This window comes from Paenibacillus barengoltzii NBRC 101215 (assembly GCF_004000745.1).
GTDB classification, from domain to species: domain Bacteria; phylum Bacillota; class Bacilli; order Paenibacillales; family Paenibacillaceae; genus Fontibacillus; species Fontibacillus barengoltzii.
The window spans coordinates 1-20,986 of the sequence record NZ_BILV01000095.1; the positions used below are offsets into that span (position 1 = coordinate 1).

Below are 20,986 nucleotides of genomic sequence, written 5' to 3' on the forward strand. Positions count from 1 at the left end.
CGCGTACCATGCGACGGGGAAAGCGACGCGGGAGCGGTTTCCTGCAGCGGACGAGCTGCAGATTATCCCGCGCTTCGCGTTTGAGCAGGTCGACGTCCGCGGCAAATACGTCGTCGTCATGTCACATAACCTGGACCTGGATCGGGAGGCGGTCCACCGGATGCTCACCCCGGAGGTCAAGTATGTCGGCCTGGTTGGCTCCAGCTACCGGCTGAAGAAGATTTTGGAGCCGATACGTCAGCCTGGCGAGCCGGAACGCAAGATCGACCCTGCGCTGCGGGATAAGCTCTATTCGCCAGTAGGGCTGGACATCGGTGCGGAAACCCCTGAAGAGATTGCGATGAGTATCTTGGCAGAAATTACCGCAATCAAAAATGGACGCTCCGGCGGGTTTCTGCGTGATCGGAAAGGGGCCATCCGCGGGGGAGGAACTGACGCTTCATTGAACGCTTCGACTTCGAGTCCATCATTTCTTGACGAACCTGCCTTTCCGGAGTCCTGCCGTGTCTAAGCGCAGAGCTGGGTCAGGGGATGTATGGGCGTTAATCCTCGCGGGCGGCGCTTCCAGGCGTATGGGCGAGCCGAAGCTGCTGCTGCCAGCACCGCGCGGAAATCTGCTGCAACAAACGATGCACCAGGTGTTGGCGGCAGGAAATGTTCAGATGGCGGTAATTACCGCGGAAGGCGGACCGCTTCGCCAAGAAGATACGGAGAGTGTGCCGGTGGAATGGCTGACAACCTCGCAGGCCAATCGGGGGCTTGGCGCCTCGCTGTCGGCTGGAGTCCGGCAGCTAGAGGCGCGTTATGCACCTGCAGCGATTCAAATCATCTTGGGCGATCAGCCGGAGATCTCACCGGATGCGATACGGCAAGTGACGGAAGTGTTCATCCAAACCGGAGCCGAGATTGTGCAAGCGCGTTATGATGATCGACCGGCGCATCCCGTATTGTTTGCAGCGCCGTTGTTCCCTGAGTTGACTAAGCTGGACGGTGACGTTGGGGCCAAAGAGCTGCTGCAGCAATACAGAGAGCAAATCGTTGAGGTGAAGATTTCGAGAAATGCCCCCCGCGATATCGACACGCCGGAGGAATATGCGAGATACCGAGAGTCAGCTTTTTCTAGAATTTGACTTCGCCGCTGCGACACGATACGCTTAGATCATCAATCTATTGCGTGAGGGGGACAGGACATGCCGCTGATCTATCACTTTGATCCGGAGCAAGTCCGAATTCGTGAAACGGTAAATGAAGAGGACGTAGAATTCGAGTTGACTTTCCTGCAGAACGAGCCGCTGTTCTCGAACATGCGGGAAGTGCAGAAAAAGTTCGAGGATAATGACGTATACACGGATGTCTTGTTCTACTTGAATCAGGATCAGGAGCGCCAATACCGGATCATCGTTCGTAAAGATTTTTATGATGATTTCCTGCTTGCCTTAATGAAATACCGCATAGTGAACAAGCTTGAGTGGAAGGACTAAGCTGATGAAAGTCCTATATATAGAAGCAAAAAAATCCGTAAGGGTGTCATTCATACCTTTACGGATTTTTTGCTTGCAGGTTAGTGCGTCGAATGCACCCGTTCCCTCCATTGAGCTCGTTTTGCGGCCCAAAACCGCCAGCCGGTCAGAAGCGCGACGACGAGACAGATGGTGGCGGATGTCATGAACACCACACGCATGCCGGACAGGAACAGGTCGGGACGATCCGGCACCAAGCCGGTGACGCGATGGCCTGCGCGACTGCTCATGACGCTAAATAAAGTTGTGGTCGCAACGGTAATGCCGACAACCATCCCCATATTGCGTACAAGCGAGTTGATGCTGCCGGCGATACCCAGCTGAGTTTTCGGGACCTTCGACATGATGAGCGAGTTATTGGGTGACTGGAATAGACCATTGCCCAGACCAAGCATCGCGATCCACACGCCCACCAAGGCCATCGAACTGCTGTCGTGTAAACGGGCCAGCCCGATTTGCGCGATTACCATGACGATGAGTCCAACGAAGGTCAGCAGCTCGGAGCCGATTTTATCGGACAATGCACCGCTCAGCGGGGCGACGATAACCATAACGATCGGGAACAGCATCATAAGGAACCCAGCATGAGAAGGCGAGAGGTTTAAGATGCTTTGCGTATAAAAGGGCGCGATGATATTAAAGCAGAAGTTGGCGACAAACACCAGGAAGCCGGCGAGAATACTTAAGCTGAACAACGGATTGCGGAATAACGTCAGTTGAAGCATCGGTGCTTCACTGCGCGTCTCGATCCACAGAAACACGAAGAACACGACAGCCGCCAGCACGAGCGCACCCACAATTCGGATGTCCTGATACCCGATCTGCTGGCCAAGCAGCAAACCGCTGAACAGTGCCAGAATAAAGACGGGGAACAGCGTGCTGCCCGCTTTATCGATTTTCACCTTCAGCTTGGTTCGGTCCGCCGGAAGCAGCTTCCAGCCGATGACAATCGCGATCAGGCCAACAGGAACGTTCACCCAGAAAATATATTCCCAGCCAAAGGCCGATACGATCACACCGCCAAGACTTGGGCCCGTGATACTGCCGAGCGACACGAAGGTTCCGGTGAAACCAAGCGCTTTGCCTCGTTCAGTGGCCGGGAAGATGTCGGTGACAATTCCCTGGCTGTTGGCCATGGTTAGCGAGGCCCCAAGCGCTTGCAGCAGCCGGGATCCAACAAGCAGCGGCAGGTTATGGCTAAAACCGCACAGCAGAGAGCCCACAGTAAAAATCACCATGCCCCATTTGAACACCTTGATTTTACCGACAATATCTCCAAGCTTTCCGAAGAACAGAATGGCCGCACAGGTCATCATCAAGTACGCAGAAACGATCCATTCCGCTTGAGCCACGGAAAGATGCAATTGTTTGGAGATCACAGGCAGAGCAATATTGACGATGCTGCCATCCAGCGTCGACATAAACGTAAATAAATTCAACACGATCAGAATCAACCAACGTTTCCGTTGAATGTCCGGATCCTCCTGATAAGAAGTTGTGCGTAGGTCAGAACGTGGAGTCGTCATATCCATATCATTTCACACCTCTCTCTTCTCCATCCCAATTTGTTGCATCTGCAACCATTTTAAGCAATCCCAGTGTACTCCAATTTAGTTGCGAGCGCAACTGATTTCAGTTAAAATTTTCATAAATGAGATTTGTAAAAGAGGTGCAGGTCATGAACTACCCTTCCGTTGGGAAACTGATCTCCTATCTGCAACGGATCAACCAGAAGGAAGTCACCGCCTTGTTGAAGCCGTACGGGATCGGCGGAGGCGGAAACCACAGTTATCTGCTTGCAATATTAGCGACACCCGGGTTAAATCAAGACCAGTTAACGCACTTGGTGAAGTTTGATAAGGCGACCACAACCCGCTCCGTTAAGCAACTGGAGGAGGCCGGTTACATCGAACGGCGCGTGAATGAGCAGGACCGGCGGTCAATCTTGTGGTATCCGACGGAAAAGGGAAAAGCTTTCGAGCCAACGCTTCGGCAAATTTTAGCCGACTTTAATTTCCGACTGACGGCTGTGTTAACCGAAGAGGAAACAAAGCAACTCGAGCATTTACTTACGAAGATTTACGAGAGCAAGCTGAAAAACGACGAATATCCTTCAAAAAGCAGGTGAACCCATGGATTTGCAGATTCGGACAGGACGTCCCGAAGATTTGGACGAGATCATGGAAATGCTGCAGCGTTGCATTCAAGTGATGCAGGAAGGCGGCAGCGATCAATGGAATGAACATTACCCGAACCGGGACGTGTTAGCGGATGATTTACAGCGGGGGGTGTTGTTTGCTGCAGAAGCACAGGGGAAAATCGCTGCGATCGTCGTTTTAGATGAAGAACAAGACGATTTGTATGAGACGATTGCATGGAAAGATAGCCAAGGCCCTCATTTAATCATCCACCGGTTGGCTGTGGACCCCCGGATGCAAGGGCAGGGCATCGCCCGCCGGGTGGTTGAGTTCGCTGAAGCTTATGCCCGTGAGCAAGGTTACCGCAGTTTGCGGCTTGACACCTATGCCCGGAACACCGCCGCCTTAAAGCTATATCGCGGCCTTAGTTATGAGCAGCGGGGCGAGGTGCGTTTTCCAGGGCGAATAGATGTGTTTCCCGTGTTTGAAAAGTTCCTGGAGACGTTGTGAATCCCCGATGGTGAAGAACTAAAGGTAAATCGTATTGTTAATTCTCGTAATTTACGCTAATCGGGGCAATTAACAGTAAATCCTGCCTTTAATTTTGCCAATTTTCTCGAATACACGGGGTTTGATCGAATTTAGCAGTACTTTTTGCAGTTAGTTCAAACAATAACGCCAGTTGGTGGAAAATGAACGGTAGTTTTTACTGTTATTGCACCATTTGCGTCCTATTTTCCCTGAAGTTACTGCCCGCGAAATGAACGATGATGAAACGAAGTGATATCCTGAAACAGCGATTGACCGTCATCGGTCACGGTGAACTGATGATTAAGCGGGAGATACAGCGCCCGATACGGCTCGGGAACCCAGATATATTGATGGACGTAAGGTGTGGCAATAAATCCGCAATGGATCCAGAAGCGGAGGCGCTCCCGGTTCGTATCCGTGTCATCGGCTTCCGCTTCAATAATGATCGCCTCAGCGTGATGTTCAAACATGGCTAAGTCACGGATATCTGCGAAGAACTGAGTGCCAAAGCCTTGTCCTCTTACATCTTGACGCACGGCCATATAATCGAGGATCAATCGCTTGTGTCCCTGCTTGCTGCTCAGGCCGGTGACGCCCATCGCTACCGCTTCGCCGTCTAACAGCCCTGCGTGCAAGCTGGCGATTCCGCGATCCAGCATGCTCTTCAGCACCTTTACAGGCTTGGCACCGTGCGGGAATGCTTCGCGATAGATGGGTTCGAGCTTGTCCCACCAAACGTCATCCCATTGGTTTAAGGTTGTGAATGTCCATTGCATTTTGGGCCCCCCATTTTAGATGTACGGTTACTTCTATTTTATCCTTCCACCGGCATTCAGGACATATGTCCTTTCCAAACGGCAGAAGATATCCTTTAATTAGGTATTGATATAAAGGATCGCGAAGATTCGAGAACGAGGAGAGAGACGATGAGGGGTTTGTTATTTGCGTTTTTGGCCGGGGCGTTCATCACCTTGCAAGGGGTGGCCAATACAAGAATCAGCGGCGAGATCGGCACATGGCCGGCGGCAGCGTTGACTCAATGTACCGGCTTTGTCGCGGCTTTGCTGATTTGGCTGATGATTCGTGACGGGGGGCTGAACGACTTGCGCAAGGTGAAGCCGCTGTATATCAGCGGCGGGGCCTGGGCAGCGATTATTATTTTTAGCAATGTCACGGCGATCCAGCAGGTTGGAGTCACTTTGACGATCTCAGCGGTTTTGATTGCCCAGTTGTGCATCACCTTTCTGATTGATAGCCTAGGTTGGTTTGGTGTACCGAAGCAAAAAATGCGGCTGCCGCAGTTTATCGGAATCGGCTTGATGATTGCGGGAGTAATTATTCTTAAATTTTAACGGATGAGTGAATGGCCCAAGCCTCAAGGAGGAGAACGGATATGAAAGAAGTGGCAGACCCGGACCTGCTAAATAACTATATCGAATCGTATGGACTTCAGAAGGTATTTCCCAAAGCGTTGCTGCCTTATCTGACGCTTCACGGGTTTGACCAAGGAGAGCTGATTTGCACGCAAGGCGAGCCATCGCATACCATGTACGTGCTGGTTCGGGGGAAGATCAAAATCTATAACACCTCTCCGGAAGGCCGTAGGCTGGTCATTTCTTTTAAGAATCCGCTGGAGATCATCGGGGATGTCGAATACATTCGGGATGGGGATATCATCAATACCGTTGAGGCTGTGTCCCCGGTTCACATGATCGGAGTAGAGTACCGTTGGCTGCGGAAATACGGTGCGGATCATTCGCCGCTGTTGCATTTTTTACTGGACATTATCACCAAGAAGTTCTATATGAAATCCAGCTCGATGAGCTTTAATCTGCTGTATCCGGTGGAGATCCGCCTGGCGAGTTATCTCTTGTCTGTATCTTTCGACGAAGCGGATGCGCGGTTTCAGGGGAAACTCGGCACCGCCGATTTGGCCGATGCGGCTAATTTGATCGGTACCAGCTATCGCCATTTGAACCGGGTGCTGCAGAAATTCGCGGCGCTAGGTTTGATCGAGCGAAGCCGCGAGGGCATCACGGTGAAGGATCGGGAAGGGCTTCACAAACTGGCGAGCCGGAATATTTACGAATAGGGGGACGGAGAGACGTGCTGTTAGGAATAATGTTCGCATTGACTGCCGGAGCGTTGGTGGGGATGCAAAACGTGTTTAATACGAAGGTGAATGAGCAGACCGGCAATTGGACGACGACGACGCTGGTGTTAGGTCTGGGGTTCGCCGCCTCCTTTGTCATTGGACTGATCGTTGAAGGAAAAGGAATGTTTACGTCATTACCCGGGATGCCGGTTTGGTTTTGGTTCAGCGGCTTGATTGGGGTGGGCGTTGTTACTTGCATGGTACAGGGTGTCAAACTGTTGGGGCCAACGTATGCTGTAGCCATCGTGATGACTTCGGAGTTAGGGTTTGCCTTGTTGTTTGATTCGCTAGGTTGGCTCGGCTTACAGAAGGTGCCGTTTACGCTGAACCAACTGATCGGCGTGTTAGTGATTATCGGCGGCATCTTCGTATTTAAGCTGGGCGGGGGAAGCGAGAGCGAGGAGGAAAGCTCTGTTCGGAAGAGAGAAGCTTTGAATTAAGCTAGGAGTTAGGGGGCGTCAAAATATGGAGGGAAACATCGATAAAATCGCCTGGATTCACCTGCGGAATGGTCGCATGTTAAATGTCCGTTCGAAGGGGAAAGAGCTGTTTTATATACCAGGCGGCAAAAGAGAACCAGGCGAGTCCGATCACGAAACTTTGCAACGAGAGATTCAAGAGGAGTTATCCGTGACCGTAAAGCCGGAGACGATCAACTACTTTGCAACGTTTGAAGCGCAAGCTGACGGCAAGCCGGAAGGGATACTTGTACGGATGACCTGTTACTTTGCGGAGGTCGAAGGCGAGCCTCAACCCGCTTCCGAGATCGAGGAAATGGCTTGGCTTAGCTATGAGGAGCGCGTTCGGACATCGCTGGTCAGTCGGATGATCTTCGGCAAGCTCCATGAGATGGATCTTCTATAACGGAAGGATGGACGACCGATGATCATTAGACCTATCCAATCGAAGGATAATGCAGAGATTGAAGCGGTGATCCGCGATTGTCTGATCGAGTTCGGCGGAAACCGGGAAGGGCTGGCTTGGCAGGACGACAGCCTTCGCGCGCTTTCCCGCTATTATGAGCCAGTTGGAAGAGCTTACTGGGTCGTGGAGAAAGATGGTCGGGTGATCGGAGGAGCCGGGATTGCCCCGTTTGCTGATTCCAGCGAGGTGTGCGAGCTGCAGAAAATGTATTTGCGGCAAGAAATCCGCGGGACCGGGATCGCAGCCCAGTTGCTGGCGACCTGCTTAGACTTTGCCAAGCGTCATTATAAGCAATGTTATCTGGAAACGCTGCAGACGATGGAGGCGGCGAACCGTTTTTACCGCAAGCATGGCTTCCGGAAGCTGGAAGTTCCGCTAGCCGGCTCCGAGCATTTTGCCTGTGACGCCTGGTACATGATGGATCTTCATTCCTAACGAATACCGAAATTTGTTCTTCAAAAAACGCCATTTGGGCGTTTTTTTGTCGTTATAGGGCGTTCACCGACAAGCCGAGGGATTTCCCTGATGGGAAAGCAAGTGAAATTCGTTTCATAATGGAGTCAGAAGCTCGAATACCATTGATTCCCCATCAAAGGCATTCATTTGGGCGATGAAGGAGTGAACACTTCCGTGAAACGAAGATCAGGACTTAGCTTTTTTAAGAAGCCGGAAACGATCTCGGGGAAATGGACCAAGATCGAAGAGAAAAGCCGGGAATGGGAAAATATGTACCGCGGCCGCTGGTCGCATGATAAAGTTGTGCGCACGACGCACGGGGTGAACTGCACCGGCTCTTGCAGCTGGAAGGTGTTCGTGAAGAACGGCATCATTACCTGGGAAAATCAACAGATTGATTACCCGTCCTGCGGACCGGATATGCCCGAGTTTGAACCGCGCGGCTGCCCACGGGGCGCCTCGTTCTCGTGGTACGAGTACAGCCCGTTGCGGGTGAAATACCCTTATATGCGCGGGAAGCTGCTGCGCTTATGGCGCGAGGCGATGACCAAGTCTCAAGGGAATCCCGTGCAAGCTTGGGCGAGCATCGTGGAGAATCCGGAAGCTGCAAGATCCTATAAGCAAGCTCGCGGGAAAGGCGGACATGTTCGCGTGACCTGGGAAGAAGCGTCCCAGCTGATTTCAGCACAAATCCTTTATACCATTAAAAAATATGGGCCTGACCGGATTGCTGGATTTACACCGATTCCAGCGATGTCGATGATCAGCTATGCATCGGGGGCGCGGTTCATTTCATTGCTGGGCGGCGAAATGCTTAGCTTCTACGACTGGTACGCTGACCTGCCGCCGGCTTCGCCGCAAATCTGGGGCGAGCAAACCGATGTACCGGAATCATCCGACTGGTATAACGCCGGATATTTGATTATGTGGGGCTCCAATGTGCCGCTCACGCGGACCCCGGATGCCCACTTTATGACCGAAGTTCGCTACAAAGGAACCAAGGTGGTGTCCGTAGCGCCGGACCATGCGGAGAACGTCAAATTTGCCGATAACTGGCTCGCGCCGCATCCGGGTACAGACGCTGCGGTTGCCCAAGCGATGACCCATGTCATCCTTGACGAGTTCTATGTGAAGCGCCAAGAACCGATGTTCTTGAATTATGCCAAACAATACACGGACATGCCGTTCCTCATTTTGTTGGATCCGCATGAAGGTGGATATAAGGCCGGACGTTTCCTGCGGGCCAGCGATCTGGGGCAGGCGACGGAGCATGCCGAATGGAAGCCGGTCATTTTCGACGAGGCGGCTGGAGAGCTGATCGTTCCGAACGGAACGATGGGCCAACGTTGGGAGAAGGACGTGAAGTGGAATCTGATTCTGGAGCGGGAAGACGGCACCCGGATCGAACCGGCGCTGTCAGTCGAACCGCACGGCGGAGAATGGACAGAAATCGTCTTCCCTTACTTCGATGCGGCAGGCAACGGCACGTTTACTCGGTCGATTCCGGCAAAAACGGTCACTTTGGCAGACGGCAGCACCCGATTGGCTGCGACTGTCTTTGATTTGATGCTTAGTCAATATGGCGTGAACCGCCCTGGCAGCACCCATACCGCCAAAGGGTACGATGATGCGGAATCGCACTATACGCCTGCATGGCAAGAGCGCATTACCGGTGTGAAGGCATCGCTGGTAGTGCAAATCGCACGCGAGTTCGCGCAGAACGCGCTGGATACTGGCGGCCGTTCGATGATCATCATGGGCGCCGGGATTAACCACTGGTTCAACAGCGATACGATCTATCGCTCCATTCTGAACCTGGTTGTGTTGACGGCATCCCAAGGCGTGAACGGCGGCGGCTGGGCCCACTATGTCGGGCAAGAGAAATGCCGGCCGATTGAAGGGTGGTCGACAATCGCGTTTGCCCGCGATTGGCAGGCACCGCCGCGGCTGCAAAACGCGACCTCGTTCTTCTATTTTGCTACAGACCAATGGAAATACGAGGAGATGAGCGCGGAATCGCTGAAATCGCCAACCGGCGGGGAGATTCCGTACCGTCATCCAGCGGACTACAATGTGCTGGCTGCCCGACTGGGCTGGCTGCCATCGTACCCGCAGTTTAATAAGAACAGCCTATCGTTCGCCGAAGAAGCGGCGGCTCAAGGCAAAACCGATAATACGGACATCATCAAGCATGCTTATGAGCAAGTGGTGTCAGGCGAAACGAAGTTTGCGGTGGAAGACCCGGATGCGCCGGAGAACTTCCCGCGTACGCTGTTTGTCTGGCGGTCGAACCTGATCTCCAGTTCGGCGAAAGGGCAAGAGTTCTTCATGAAACATCTGCTCGGCACGCATAATGGGTTGTTATCCAGTCCGAACGAAGAGGAGAAGCCGGAGGAAATCGTTTGGCGTGATGAAGTGGAAGGCAAGCTGGATCTGCTAGTGGCACTGGATTTCCGGATGACAGCGACCCCGATGTATGCCGATATCGTCCTGCCTGCCGCAACCTGGTATGAGAAGGTCGACCTGTCCTCAACCGACATGCACCCGTTCGTGCATCCGTTTAACCCGGCGATCGATCCGCTGTGGGAATCGCGGACGGACTGGGATATTTACCGGTCGCTGGCCAGCGTCTTGTCTGAGATGGCGAAGGAACATATGCCGGGCGTATACAAAGACGTAGTTTCCTCTCCGCTGGGTCATGACTCGATGGCTGAAATTTCCCAGCCATTTGGGGAAGTGAAGGATTGGAAGCGCGGTGAAGTCAAGCCGGTACTTGGCAAAACGATGCCTAGCTTTAGCGTGGTTGAGCGCGATTACACGAAGATCTACGACAAGTACATCACGTTGGGACCTAACCTGGAATCTGGCAAGGTGGGCGCGCACGGGGTCAGCTTCTCCGTGAAGGAAGAATACGAGGAACTGAAAAAGATCAACGGCGCTTACACCGATGATACGATCAAAAACGGTCGTCCGAAGCTGCGCACCGCAAGACAAGCGGCCAATGCAGTGCTGCACCTGTCCTCGGCAACAAACGGCAAAGTTTCGCAGAGAGCTTGGGAATCGGCTGAACAGGATACCGGCGTGGAGTTGAAGGATATCTCTGCAGATCGTGCGGCGGAACGCATCACCTTTGCGAACATTACCGCACAGCCTCGCGAGGTCATCCCAACTCCGGTATTCAGCGGTTCGAACAAATCAGGACGCCGGTATTCGCCGTTTACAACGAATATTGAACGGTTGGTGCCGTTCCGGACGTTAACGGGACGCCAGCATTTTTATCTGGATCATCAGATCTTCCTGCAATTCGGCGAGGCGCTGCCGGTTTACAAACCAACGCTTCCGCCGATGGTGTTTGGTCCACGGGACAAACAGGTTGAGGGCGGCAAGGATGCACTTGTCCTGCGCTACTTAACACCGCACGGGAAATGGAACATCCACAGCACCTATCAGGATAACCTGCACATGCTGACCCTGTTCCGCGGCGGGCCTACCGTGTGGATCAACAATGAGGATGCCGAAGCGCATCAGATTAACGATAACGATTGGCTGGAGGTCTATAACCGTAACGGCGTTGTAACGGCTAGAGCCGTAGTCAGCCACCGGATGCCCAAGGGCACGATGTTTATGTATCACGCCCAAGACAAACACATTAATGTTCCTGGTTCGGAAATTACGGGTGAGCGAGGCGGCAGCCATAATGCGCCGACGCGAATCCATTTGAAGCCAACGCAGCTCGTTGGGGGCTATGCCCAGCTTAGCTATGGTTTCAACTATTACGGACCTATCGGCAACCAGCGCGATGTGTACGTTGCCGTGCGCAAACTGAAGGAGGTTGACTGGCTTGAAGATTAAAGCGCAAATCGCCATGGTGATGAACCTGGACAAATGCATCGGCTGTCATACCTGCAGTGTGACCTGTAAGAGCACCTGGACGAACCGGGAAGGCGCCGAATATATGTGGTTTAACAACGTTGAAACGAAGCCGGGGATCGGTTATCCGAAACGTTGGGAAGACCAAGAGCATTACAAAGGCGGCTGGACGCTGCGTAACGGGAAGCTGGAGCTGAAATCCGGCAGCAAGCTGTCCAAGATCGCGCTCGGTAAAATTTTCTATAACCCGGATATGCCTGAAATGAAAGACTACTACGAGCCTTGGACATATGATTACGAGAAGCTGACGAATTCGGGTGAGAAGAAGCACCAGCCTGTGGCCCGTCCGAAATCCGCCGTCACCGGCGACACGATGGACCTGGATTGGGGGCCGAACTGGGAAGACGATCTGGCCGGCGGCCATATCACCGGACCAAAGGACCCAAACATCGAGAAGATCGAAGAGGACATCAAGTTTAACTTCGAACAGTCGTTTATGATGTACTTGCCTCGTCTATGCGAGCATTGCTTAAATCCAAGCTGCGTGGCTTCCTGTCCATCCGGCGCAATTTATAAACGCGATGAGGACGGCATCGTCCTCGTCGACCAGGAAGCTTGCCGCGGCTGGCGTTATTGCATGACGGGTTGCCCATACAAGAAGGTCTACTTTAACTGGAAAACCAACAAAGCGGAAAAATGCACATTCTGCTTCCCAAGAATCGAAGCAGGACTTCCAACCGTGTGCTCCGAAACCTGCACCGGACGTATCCGTTATCTCGGCGTGCTGTTGTATGATGCGGATCGCGTGCAAGAAGCGGCATCTACCCTAGATGAGAAGGATTTGTACGAAGCTCAGCTAAGCCTGTTCCTTGATCCAAATGATCCGAAAATCATCGAGCAAGCCCGCAAAGATGGACTTTCTGAGGAATGGATCGAAGCGGCGCAAAATTCGCCGGTCTACAAGCTGGCCATCGAATATAAACTGGCCTTCCCGCTGCATCCAGAATACCGGACGCTGCCAATGGTGTGGTACGTACCGCCGCTCAGCCCGATCATGAGCCATTTTGAAGGCAAAGATTCGATTCAGAACCCGGATCTCATCTTCCCGGCAATTGAGGAAATGAGAACGCCGATTCAATACCTGGCGAATCTGCTGACGGCTGGGGACACGGAAACGGTAAAAATCGCTCTGCAACGGATGGCAATGATGCGCCAATACCAACGCGCACAATTCTCCAAGCAGCCGTTTGACGAGAAACGATTGGATCGCGTGGGGCTGACCGCACAACAGGTTGAAGAAATGTACCGTTTGCTGGCGATCGCGAAATATGAGGATCGGTTCGTCATTCCAACCTCGCATAAGGAGGGGTACATGGACCCGTACCGGGCCCAAGGCACCGCCGGATTTGGCATGGATTGTGACGGCTGCGGTCCTGCCACTCCGATTCCGGCGAGCACCGGCAAGAGTGGACGGGATCTGTATGAACAAAACTTCTATGGGGGGATCTGGCGTGATTGATCTGGTGAAACTGGATGCACATCGCGAGTTGTTCGGCTTTTTTGCCGGGCAGCTCGTTTACCCCGACAAGGAGACGTTCGCTTCCATTCAGGAAGGTGGGGAAGAGGCTTTCCCTGCTTCCGTCATGGAGCCGGTGTCGAAATACCGGGAACAGATGCTTGCACGAAGCATGGAAGAGATCGAGGAGCTTTACGTCGATACATTTGATTTTGAGAAGTCGTCAACGCTGTATATGACGTATTTCAAATATGAAGATTCTAAAGACCGCGGACAACTGCTGACCTCGCTTAAATTGGTTTACGAGATGTTTGGCATGGAGATGGTGGACCGGGAGCTGCCGGATTTTCTGCCGCTGATGCTGGAGTTTTTGTATGCGGCCGATTGGCTCCATCATCCGCATGGCTTAATGGCGATGCAGACGGTAATCTCGATTTTGGAGGACGGCACTTACCAATTAATGAAGTCACTGGAGTCGAAGGGGAACCCTTATTATCCATTAATCAAAGCCCTTCGGGAAACGTTTAAGCTGTGTTTGTCGCAGGAGGTGAAAGTCCATGAGCCTGTTTGAGCAATTTTTATGGGTGATTTTTCCCTATCTCTGTGTGGTCACGTTCGTGGTGGGGCATATCTTCCGTTACCGCTACGACCAGTTTAACTGGACGGCCAAATCTAGTGAGTTCATCGAGAAAAAACGGCTGATGCTCGGCAGCCTCCTGTTTCATATCGGGATTATCCCAGTTATTATGGGTCACGTGGCCGGGCTGGGGATTCCGAAGGCATGGATGAATGCGATTGGCGTCAACGAGCATTTGTATCATATCGGGGCGATGTATGGCGGTGGATTTTTTGGCGTGGTGACGTTTGCCGGAATGCTGATTCTGACAGCCCGTCGATTGACGATGAAAAACGTGCGCCGGCTCAGCTCCGCATCGGATATGATCGTTAACGGTTTGCTGCTGTTTATCGTTTTTATGGGGATGTACTCTACGCTGGTGACAAATAACGTGCAACCGGACTTTGACTATCGGGAGACGATATCCATTTGGTTCCGCAATTTGTTGATCTTGCGTCCGGAAGCCAGCTATATGTCAGAGGTGCCGATCACGTTCCAAATCCACATTTTAGCAGGTTTTATCATCTTTGCTCTGTGGCCGTTTACCCGGCTCGTTCATGTGTGGAGCGTACCCTTGAATTATGCCCGGAGAAGCTATATCCTTTATAGGAAGAATCGCTCACATTCTGCGGGACGTTAAGGATTTGAGATTAGGGAGACGAGTTCATGAAACCAACCTCCGGTTGCTATCAGGTGATGATCGATCAATTAAGAGAGCAAATGGGATATGATTTTGTGTCGCTGGCCTTTGCGGAGTCGGCGATCAACGACTTTGTACTTACCTGGAAATACGCTTCAGGCAATTTGAATAACCGCTACAAACGGATCGTTCTCCAGTCGGGTAAGGGGGTTGCCGGCATCGTGTTCAAAACCGGCAGCCCCATGCTGGTTCCCCGTGTAGACGAAGTGCTTCAGCCGCAAGAGCTGTACAATTTTCCGATCTTGCTCTCGGAGCGATTAACCAGCTTGGCTGCACTCCCGTTATATTTGGCGGATCGGGTGGAAGGCGTTCTCTTGGCGGGCTACCGGGGAGAGCAGCGGATGTCCCAGGAAGATTTGCTCCAGCTGTATGAATGGCTGCAAGGCCAGTTTGGGGATTTTGAGATCAAGGAGCTGATTCCATGAATCCGTTATCCTTGAACGTACCCATCGAGCTTCTGCAGAAGCAGTATGAGCAAAGCTCCGATGCAATCATTTTCTTTGATGCACAGCATCGGATTATGGCGATGAATCCTCAGGCCGAGAAGCTGCTGGATCGCCGGGTGCTGGAGGAATCAGCAGACACCGAGCACAACGCTTTTTGCTTCTCGTGCCGCGGATATACCAGTGAAGATGAACCGATGTCCTGTATCAATTGCTATCTTTCCAACACCAAGAAGGATTTTAGCTCCTTCCAGCTCTATTTGGAGACCAAGACGAAAGGCGTCGTCCCGTTTTCGGCCAGTTTTCAGACGGTGGACCAAGAGTCGGGGGTTCGGGTGCTGATCTTGCGCGATCTGACGAATCCCATCATGACGCAGCAAATGCTGAACCGCAATACTATGATGAAGAGCATTATTAAAGCCCAGGAGGATGAACGCAAGCGGATCTCCCGCGAGTTGCACGATAGTGTCGCTCAAGAGTTGATCAGCTCGCTGGTGGATCTTCGGGTGTTGAAATATTTGAATGTGCAAGAGGAAGCCTTGCAGAAAATCCAACAAACGGAGGCTTCGCTCACCCGATTGTTGGAGCAAATTCGCAATCTATCGGTGGAGCTGCGTCCAGCCTCCTTGGACGATCTTGGTCTGGATGCGGCTTTTCGTTCGCATTTCAAATGGATTGAGAAGAACTACGGGGTCGTCGTGCGTTTTGTGGCAGAGCTAGGCGGTCAGCGTTTTAACAGTGAGGTTGAGACGGTCGTCTACCGGGTATGTCAGGAATCCGTGCTGAACGCGCTGAAATATGCCAACGTAGACGAGATTGACGTCCGTCTATTTGCTTCCGAGCATACGCTGGAGCTTGTCGTTTCCGATCAGGGATGCGGATTTAACGTGAATGCAAACGATCCGAAGGGAACCGGACTTGGCATTTATGGAATGAAAGAACGGGCAGAGCTGGTAGGCGGAGAAATCACCGTGACTTCGCAGCGGGGGAAAGGAACGACCGTTCATTTACGGATTCCGTTGGCTGCCGTTACCCCGTAATGGTGCTGCAAACGTAAGGATTTTGCTTGGATAGGGAGGTAGGGATCGTGAAAGTAGTAATCGCGGATGATCATGCGGTCGTCCGAAGCGGTTTTGCGATGATTATTAATTTTCAAGAGGATATGGAGGTCGTGGCGACGGCCGCAGACGGGATCGAAGCATACAAAATGGTAGCCAAACACCGGCCTGACATCCTGTTGATGGATCTCAGCATGCCTCCAGGCGAAAGCGGCTTGATCGCGACGGCCAAAATCCATGAGGATTTTCCCGAAACGAATATTATTATCCTCACGATGCACGATGACGAGGAATATTTATTTCATGTGCTTAAGAAAGGCGCCAGAGGGTATGTCTTAAAAAATTCGCCAGATGAGCAACTCGTCTCAGCCATTCGCATGGTGCATCAAGGAGGGGTTTATATCCATCCGAAGCTCGCCTCCTCCCTTGTCCGAGAATTCGTTAGCCAAGATCAGCAAGCCGATGAGAACAACCCTTACCAGCTGTTGTCTACCCGTGAGGTTGAGATTCTGCCGCTGGTCGCCAAAGGCTACGGAAATAAAGAAATCGCTGAAATGCTGCACATCTCCGTCAAAACGGTAGAGGCCCATAAAGCCAAAATTATGGAGAAGCTGAATTTGAAATCAAGACCTGAGCTGGTGGAATACGCAATTAAGAAGAAGCTGCTGGATTTCTAATGGAGGCCTATGACATGGAACGAGGAACACTGTTAAGTGAAACGCCCGCCATGCGTATTCTAGAGAACGAGCACCGTTATTTGGCTAGTTTGATGAACGAATGGCATGCGATTGTACTGGACTTTCAAAACGACCGCTACTCCGGGGATCAGGCGACGCAGCAGTTCGCGCTTCTTCAGGAGCTGTTACATGAGTTTAAAGCGCCTTTGCGCAAGCATTTTCATAAAGAAGAAACGTATTTTTTTCCGAGATTAGGTCAACATATTGGCCATGACCAAGGGCCTCTCGTGTCTATCGAACAAGAGCATGAAGAGATCTTCGCTTATATCGATCATTTTCTTCACCATGCCAACAGTGAGCATTCGCTGGAGGAAATGAAGGCTTTGTGCCGAGACGCAGGGGAAGCGTTTGAAATTTTGACGGTGCATTTCGTGAAGGAAGAAACCGTCTTATTTCCAATGACCAGGCAGGTCATGAGATCGGCGGAACAAGAGCAGTTGAATCAGGAACTTTACACGTTAATTGTTGAATAGTTTTCCAATAAAGTGTACAGCCCATAATCATTATCCAATGGTTATGGGCATTTTTGTGACCAAACCGGGCGGATAGGGAGTTTCCCTGGGCAAACGGGGGAAAACCCTATACAGGCCCCCAAAGCGGATCAGCTACAATACGAGTGGGGAAATCAATGGTCATTCAGAAGTCATTTTGGAAAAGGTGATCGATTTGATAAAAAAAGTTCAGTTACCGCTACAAACACTCAATTTGATCGTCGGTTTTGCCGTATGGGTCATTATCTCGTCCCTCGTATCCTTTATGGGAGAGGACATTCAGATCCCAGCCGATAAGGTCGCGATCATTACGGCTATTCCTGTCGTATTGGGTTCCGTTTTACGTATTCCGCTGGGGTATTACGCGAATATTTTCGGGGCAAGGTTGGTTTTTCTAATTAGTTTCATTTTGCTGTTGTTTCCAGTGTTCTACATTAGTGAGGCGAACTCTTACGTCGATTTGATCATCGGCGGGCTGTTCCTCGGCATCGGCGGCGCCGTCTTCTCCGTAGGCGTCACTTCGCTGCCGAAATATTATCCGAAGGAGCGTCATGGTCTGGTCAACGGCGTGTACGGTCTCGGGAATCTCGGGACGGCCGTGACTTCGTTCTCCGCACCGGTCATCGCGACGCAAATCGGTTGGTCGGCGACGGTCAAGCTGTACTTGATCCTTCTGCTTGTTTTTGCAGCGCTAAATCTTTTCTTTGGTGACCGTAAAGAGCCGAAGGTGAAAACGGCTATGATGGAACAAATCAAAGGCGTTTATAAGAATGAAAAGCTTTGGTTGTTCTCGCTGTTGTACTTTATTACGTTTGGTTCGTTCGTTGCGTTTACCGTCTATTTGCCCAATTTCCTGGTGACGAACTTTGAACTTACCAAGGTGGATGCAGGGATGCGTACCGCCGGATTTATCGCTTTGGCGACCTTTATGCGTCCGGTTGGCGGCTGGCTGGCGGATCGGTTTAATGCTTTGATGCTGTTGATCGTCATCTTTTCCGGGTTTACGCTTGCGGCTATCGTGCTGGCGTTCTCACCAACATTCACTTTGTACACCATCGGTTGTCTGGTAATCGCAATTGTTGCCGGCGCAGGAAATGGTGTCATCTTTAAGTTGGTTCCACAATATTTCAATAAGCAGGCCGGGATCGTCAACGGGATCGTGTCCATGATGGGCGGCCTGGGCGGATTCTTCCCGCCGCTGTTATTGTCCTATATCCATTCGGTAACCGGTCAGTATTCCATCGGTTTCATGCTGCTGTCGCAGGTCGCTTTAGCCAGCTTGATTCTCGTACTCTGGATGATTTATTCCGATAAGCTGAGTTTGTCTTCGGAAGTCTTCAACAATACAGCGCAAGGGATCCTGGTCACCGACCCGAAAGGCACCATTGTGGCTGTGAATCCGGCGTTTACTGCCGTAACCGGATTTAGTCAAGAGGAAGCGTTAGGGAAGAAGCCGAATATTCTGCGAGCGAATCGACAAGCCCCGGATTTCTATGACCGCATGTGGAAGAGCATTAAAGAAACTGGCATGTGGCAGGGGGAGATTTGGAATAAGCGCAAAAACGGTGAGATCTACTTACAGTGGCTAAATATCAGCACGGTTAAAGACGAAACCGGTGAGGATATCCGCTATGTCGGAACGTTCTCTGAGCTTCCAAAGGGAAAGGCGGAGAAGTAACGAATCCAGATTACATCAGAGAATAGGGGGAGAGTCCAATGCCGGTTGGTCCATCGCTGCGGCAACTCCATGCTCATCAGGCCATTCATGACGGCGGCTTGGCAGGGGCGAAGTCGAAAACGGAGGAAGTTGCGGGTTTCTACGCCAGCGGAGATCTGGAGTTGGCAGAGCAGGCAACGAATGAATTGTTGGGATACTGGGAGTCGCGGATTCTAAGTCATGCGGATGCAGAAGAAGACGGCTTCTATCAAGAAGTAACTGAGAAGAATCCAGACCTCCAGGAGGCGGTCGTGCAATTAAAACGCGATCATGAACTGATGCGAATCGTCGTTCGCAGCATTCACCAACAGCGAGAGACCTCTGGTTGGAGCGAGGCTATTTTGCACAAGCTTTATGCTTTGCTGGAGATTAATGAACTCCACAGCAGGGAAGAAGAAAGGTTATTGTTTTAATGAAATAGGAAAAAGCGATTAAGCAGCGGGTCTGTTTAATCGCTTTTTTCATGACTTGTAAACACGAATTACTCTGGTTTTTTGAGTTGCAGAGGCGGAGGAACCAGCCAGCCCTTTTCCTTGCTCATCCGTAAGATTCTAAGCCCCAATGCGGTTTTGGTGGCGTGGTATTTTGCAAACAACGCGCCGATATCCTCTCGGATCGATAACCCCATGGCTCCGCTGCAACCGGCCAAAGAAGCTGCAGTATCCATGGCGATTTTCGCGGCGATTTCTGCATCGGCAAATCTGGCTCCTGGTGGAATATCCTCAAGCTTCGTTTCCGGTCGTTCCGGCAACATGGGGGAGGGGGTGATCCCATTGTCCGTCAACAGCTTGTCCAGTTCTTTAATCTCCAGTTTAGCCTGATCCATCAGGTCCTTTAGAATCTCTTTCAGATCTTTGTCACCCGCATGGTACGTGAACAGCTGGTAGCAGGATAACATCATTTTTGCTGCCATCGAACTTTCCCATATCGTGAAAATTTCGCCGTAGTGCATTGGCTCATGCTTCGGATTCCCGTCTAACACACCCATGAAGAAATCTCCTTTGCTTCGTCATTTTGCTTACCGCAAGTAGTATGTCTCCTTAAGTCGTGTTGTATGAAGCCGAAACTATGGGGCTAGTAAGGAACCGTGACAAATGATTAGAAGCCGCATAAAAAACAGACCCTTTGGTGAAGGGCTTCCCGTCACTAAACTCGAGTTAGCGAGGATGCTGTTCACTTATAGGGCCTGCTCTTATTTTGAGATTAACGGTGCAACGTATATTGATTCGCTTTACTTAAACTGCGAATCAGTTCAACTTCTTTCGTACTTAATTCGGGAACTTCTGCAGCAGCAAGATTTTGCAGCAGCTGCTCGCGTGAGCTGGCTCCCGGAATGACCACGGCAACCGCAGGATGGGCGAGGGAATAGCGGATAGCCAACTGAGTAAGGTTGCGCTCCGGCGTCTCCAGGTCCTGTAGTTTGCGGCGCAGTTCACGGAGTTCATCCAGCTCGTAATCCAGCACACCTTTAGCGGGTTCGCGGTTCGCTGCCAGCGCACCGCTGGCTAATGGCCCTCGAGCTATTACGCTGATCTGATGCTCTTGCAGCAGGGGGAACACTTCTTCTTCGCCGCGCCGGTCTACGATACTGTACTGATTCATGACGCTGACGATGGACGAGCGAGAGACATATTCCCGGATGACATTCGGACGAATGGAAGATATCCCATACTCGCGGATGACGCCTTCCCGCTTCAGTTGTTCAAACGCTTCGATCGTGTCATCGATGGGATCCTCGATCGTTCCGCCGTGCAGTTGGTACAAATCGATATAATCCGTGCCGAGCCGGCGCAGGCTATCTTTCACTGCCGAGAGGATATACGATTTCGATGCATCCCAGACCCAGCCGTCTTGTCCAGGAATCCGCCGATTTCCGACTTTGGTTGCCAGAATGACGCGATCCCGGCGCCCCTTAATCGCCTTGCCGACGATTTCTTCATTGGTTCCGGCATCGTACAAATCAGCTGTGTCGAGAAAATTGACGCCCCGGTCCAACGCCTCGTGAATCAGGCCAATCGCTTTGGATTCTTCCGTCCCTAGCGACATGCAGCCCAGCCCGATTTCACTGACAATCAGCTCGGAGTTGCCTAAACGGTTCATTTTCATTTTCTAGA

Annotated in this window: 24 protein-coding genes; 20 read left to right on the forward strand and 4 right to left on the reverse strand. The window is 51.7% G+C overall.

The window, feature by feature from the left end:
• The 3 genes from PBA01S_RS20220 to PBA01S_RS20230 all read left to right on the forward strand — a co-directional run.
• Positions 1–511, forward strand: a 511-nt coding sequence (locus tag PBA01S_RS20220; RefSeq protein WP_164744215.1) for an XdhC family protein, incomplete at its 5' end; no start/stop codon positions are given.
• Positions 504–1,130: a nucleotidyltransferase family protein gene (locus tag PBA01S_RS20225; protein ID WP_127576605.1), complete on the forward strand. Its 627-nt coding sequence runs from the start codon at positions 504–506 to the stop codon at positions 1,128–1,130. The genes PBA01S_RS20220 and PBA01S_RS20225, both read left to right, overlap by 8 nt.
• A gap of 60 nt (positions 1,131–1,190) precedes the next feature.
• The gene (locus PBA01S_RS20230) at positions 1,191–1,481 is read left to right on the forward strand and encodes a hypothetical protein (RefSeq protein WP_028539466.1); all 291 of its coding nucleotides are present in this window, start codon (positions 1,191–1,193) and stop codon (positions 1,479–1,481) included.
• An 80-nt stretch (positions 1,482–1,561) separates the two neighbouring features.
• Here the strand turns inward: PBA01S_RS20230 and PBA01S_RS20235 are convergent, their stop codons facing one another.
• On the reverse strand, positions 1,562–3,052 hold the full coding sequence (locus tag PBA01S_RS20235; RefSeq protein ID WP_127576606.1) for an MFS transporter: 1,491 nt from the start codon (positions 3,050–3,052) through the stop codon (positions 1,562–1,564).
• Positions 3,053–3,198: 146 nt separating this feature from the next.
• On the opposite strand from PBA01S_RS20235, the gene PBA01S_RS20240 reads away from it, so the two are divergent.
• Both PBA01S_RS20240 and PBA01S_RS20245 read left to right on the forward strand, forming a co-directional pair.
• A complete protein-coding gene (locus tag PBA01S_RS20240) occupies positions 3,199–3,648 on the forward strand; it encodes a MarR family winged helix-turn-helix transcriptional regulator (RefSeq protein ID WP_028539468.1) in 450 nt (149 codons plus the stop codon).
• Between the two features lie 4 nt (positions 3,649–3,652).
• A complete protein-coding gene (locus tag PBA01S_RS20245) occupies positions 3,653–4,168 on the forward strand; it encodes a GNAT family N-acetyltransferase (protein WP_127576607.1) in 516 nt (171 codons plus the stop codon).
• A 236-nt stretch (positions 4,169–4,404) separates the two neighbouring features.
• Here PBA01S_RS20245 and PBA01S_RS20250 read toward each other — a convergent pair whose 3' ends face one another.
• Positions 4,405–4,965 carry a GNAT family N-acetyltransferase gene (locus tag PBA01S_RS20250; protein ID WP_028539470.1) on the reverse strand — a complete coding sequence of 187 codons (561 nt, stop codon included), beginning with the start codon at positions 4,963–4,965 and terminating at the stop codon, positions 4,405–4,407.
• Positions 4,966–5,115: 150 nt separating this feature from the next.
• Here PBA01S_RS20250 and PBA01S_RS20255 point away from each other — a divergent pair, with 150 nt between their 5' ends.
• From PBA01S_RS20255 to PBA01S_RS20325, 15 genes are all read left to right on the forward strand, one after another.
• Positions 5,116–5,541, forward strand: a complete 426-nt coding sequence (locus tag PBA01S_RS20255) for a DMT family transporter (RefSeq protein WP_028539471.1) — start codon at positions 5,116–5,118, stop codon at positions 5,539–5,541.
• Positions 5,542–5,582: 41 nt separating this feature from the next.
• Positions 5,583–6,281: a Crp/Fnr family transcriptional regulator gene (locus tag PBA01S_RS20260; RefSeq protein WP_085278991.1), complete on the forward strand. Its 699-nt coding sequence runs from the start codon at positions 5,583–5,585 to the stop codon at positions 6,279–6,281.
• A gap of 14 nt (positions 6,282–6,295) precedes the next feature.
• Positions 6,296–6,784, forward strand: coding sequence for a DMT family transporter (locus PBA01S_RS20265; RefSeq protein ID WP_085170710.1), 489 nt, complete (start codon positions 6,296–6,298; stop codon positions 6,782–6,784).
• Between the two features lie 25 nt (positions 6,785–6,809).
• Positions 6,810–7,208 (forward strand): NUDIX hydrolase, encoded by a 399-nt coding sequence (locus tag PBA01S_RS20270; RefSeq protein ID WP_028539474.1) that lies wholly within the window; start codon positions 6,810–6,812, stop codon positions 7,206–7,208.
• An 18-nt stretch (positions 7,209–7,226) separates the two neighbouring features.
• On the forward strand, positions 7,227–7,703 hold the full coding sequence (locus PBA01S_RS20275; RefSeq protein WP_028539475.1) for a GNAT family N-acetyltransferase: 477 nt from the start codon (positions 7,227–7,229) through the stop codon (positions 7,701–7,703).
• A 195-nt stretch (positions 7,704–7,898) separates the two neighbouring features.
• Positions 7,899–11,576 (forward strand): nitrate reductase subunit alpha, encoded by a 3,678-nt coding sequence (locus PBA01S_RS20280; RefSeq protein ID WP_085170709.1) that lies wholly within the window; start codon positions 7,899–7,901, stop codon positions 11,574–11,576.
• Entirely contained in the window at positions 11,566–13,113 is a 1,548-nt protein-coding gene (gene narH / locus PBA01S_RS20285) for a nitrate reductase subunit beta (protein ID WP_085170708.1), read from the forward strand. The genes PBA01S_RS20280 and narH overlap by 11 nt, the downstream gene beginning before the upstream one ends.
• Positions 13,106–13,681, forward strand: coding sequence for a nitrate reductase molybdenum cofactor assembly chaperone (gene narJ, locus PBA01S_RS20290; protein ID WP_009223280.1), 576 nt, complete (start codon positions 13,106–13,108; stop codon positions 13,679–13,681). The genes narH and narJ overlap by 8 nt, the downstream gene beginning before the upstream one ends.
• Entirely contained in the window at positions 13,668–14,366 is a 699-nt protein-coding gene (narI, locus tag PBA01S_RS20295; RefSeq protein ID WP_016312187.1) for a respiratory nitrate reductase subunit gamma, read from the forward strand. The genes narJ and narI overlap by 14 nt, the downstream gene beginning before the upstream one ends.
• 26 nt (positions 14,367–14,392) lie before the next feature.
• Positions 14,393–14,851, forward strand: coding sequence for a GAF domain-containing protein (locus PBA01S_RS20300; protein WP_009223282.1), 459 nt, complete (start codon positions 14,393–14,395; stop codon positions 14,849–14,851).
• The gene (locus tag PBA01S_RS20305) at positions 14,848–15,909 is read left to right on the forward strand and encodes a sensor histidine kinase (RefSeq protein WP_009223283.1); all 1,062 of its coding nucleotides are present in this window, start codon (positions 14,848–14,850) and stop codon (positions 15,907–15,909) included. The genes PBA01S_RS20300 and PBA01S_RS20305 overlap by 4 nt, the downstream gene beginning before the upstream one ends.
• Before the next feature lie 47 nt (positions 15,910–15,956).
• A complete protein-coding gene (locus tag PBA01S_RS20310; RefSeq protein WP_036700661.1) occupies positions 15,957–16,604 on the forward strand; it encodes a response regulator in 648 nt (215 codons plus the stop codon).
• A gap of 14 nt (positions 16,605–16,618) precedes the next feature.
• Positions 16,619–17,137 carry a hemerythrin domain-containing protein gene (locus PBA01S_RS20315; RefSeq protein ID WP_164744216.1) on the forward strand — a complete coding sequence of 173 codons (519 nt, stop codon included), beginning with the start codon at positions 16,619–16,621 and terminating at the stop codon, positions 17,135–17,137.
• Between the two features lie 193 nt (positions 17,138–17,330).
• Entirely contained in the window at positions 17,331–18,833 is a 1,503-nt protein-coding gene (locus tag PBA01S_RS20320; protein ID WP_127576609.1) for a nitrate/nitrite transporter, read from the forward strand.
• 38 nt (positions 18,834–18,871) lie between these two features.
• The gene (locus PBA01S_RS20325) at positions 18,872–19,285 is read left to right on the forward strand and encodes a hemerythrin domain-containing protein (protein ID WP_028539483.1); all 414 of its coding nucleotides are present in this window, start codon (positions 18,872–18,874) and stop codon (positions 19,283–19,285) included.
• A gap of 68 nt (positions 19,286–19,353) precedes the next feature.
• On the opposite strand, the gene PBA01S_RS20330 is transcribed toward PBA01S_RS20325, so the two are convergent.
• Both PBA01S_RS20330 and PBA01S_RS20335 read right to left on the reverse strand, forming a co-directional pair.
• Complete coding sequence (locus PBA01S_RS20330; protein WP_009223288.1) at positions 19,354–19,860, reverse strand: DUF3231 family protein; 507 nt, start codon at positions 19,858–19,860, stop codon at positions 19,354–19,356.
• A 215-nt stretch (positions 19,861–20,075) separates the two neighbouring features.
• A complete protein-coding gene (locus PBA01S_RS20335; protein WP_009223289.1) occupies positions 20,076–20,978 on the reverse strand; it encodes an aldo/keto reductase in 903 nt (300 codons plus the stop codon).
• Between the last annotated feature and the right edge of the window lie 8 nt (positions 20,979–20,986).

Excerpts from the sequence above, each read along its gene's own strand:
- PBA01S_RS20240 (WP_028539468.1), top strand. The coding sequence starts at position 3,199 with ATGAACTACCCTTCCGTTGGGAAACTGATCTCCTATCTGCAACGGATC.
- PBA01S_RS20270 (WP_028539474.1), top strand. The coding sequence starts at position 6,810 with ATGGAGGGAAACATCGATAAAATCGCCTGGATTCACCTGCGGAATGGT.
- PBA01S_RS20260 (WP_085278991.1), top strand. The coding sequence starts at position 5,583 with ATGAAAGAAGTGGCAGACCCGGACCTGCTAAATAACTATATCGAATCG.
- PBA01S_RS20235 (WP_127576606.1), bottom strand. The coding sequence starts at position 3,052 with ATGGATATGACGACTCCACGTTCTGACCTACGCACAACTTCTTATCAG.
- narI (WP_016312187.1), top strand. The coding sequence starts at position 13,668 with ATGAGCCTGTTTGAGCAATTTTTATGGGTGATTTTTCCCTATCTCTGT.
- PBA01S_RS20325 (WP_028539483.1), top strand. The coding sequence starts at position 18,872 with ATGCCGGTTGGTCCATCGCTGCGGCAACTCCATGCTCATCAGGCCATT.
- PBA01S_RS20250 (WP_028539470.1), bottom strand. The coding sequence starts at position 4,965 with ATGCAATGGACATTCACAACCTTAAACCAATGGGATGACGTTTGGTGG.
- PBA01S_RS20315 (WP_164744216.1), top strand. The coding sequence starts at position 16,619 with ATGGAACGAGGAACACTGTTAAGTGAAACGCCCGCCATGCGTATTCTA.
- PBA01S_RS20305 (WP_009223283.1), top strand. The coding sequence starts at position 14,848 with ATGAATCCGTTATCCTTGAACGTACCCATCGAGCTTCTGCAGAAGCAG.
- PBA01S_RS20300 (WP_009223282.1), top strand. The coding sequence starts at position 14,393 with ATGAAACCAACCTCCGGTTGCTATCAGGTGATGATCGATCAATTAAGA.
- PBA01S_RS20230 (WP_028539466.1), top strand. The coding sequence starts at position 1,191 with ATGCCGCTGATCTATCACTTTGATCCGGAGCAAGTCCGAATTCGTGAA.
- PBA01S_RS20275 (WP_028539475.1), top strand. The coding sequence starts at position 7,227 with ATGATCATTAGACCTATCCAATCGAAGGATAATGCAGAGATTGAAGCG.
- PBA01S_RS20335 (WP_009223289.1), bottom strand. The coding sequence starts at position 20,978 with ATGAAAATGAACCGTTTAGGCAACTCCGAGCTGATTGTCAGTGAAATC.
- PBA01S_RS20255 (WP_028539471.1), top strand. The coding sequence starts at position 5,116 with ATGAGGGGTTTGTTATTTGCGTTTTTGGCCGGGGCGTTCATCACCTTG.
- PBA01S_RS20245 (WP_127576607.1), top strand. The coding sequence starts at position 3,653 with ATGGATTTGCAGATTCGGACAGGACGTCCCGAAGATTTGGACGAGATC.
- PBA01S_RS20330 (WP_009223288.1), bottom strand. The coding sequence starts at position 19,860 with ATGGGTGTGTTAGACGGGAATCCGAAGCATGAGCCAATGCACTACGGC.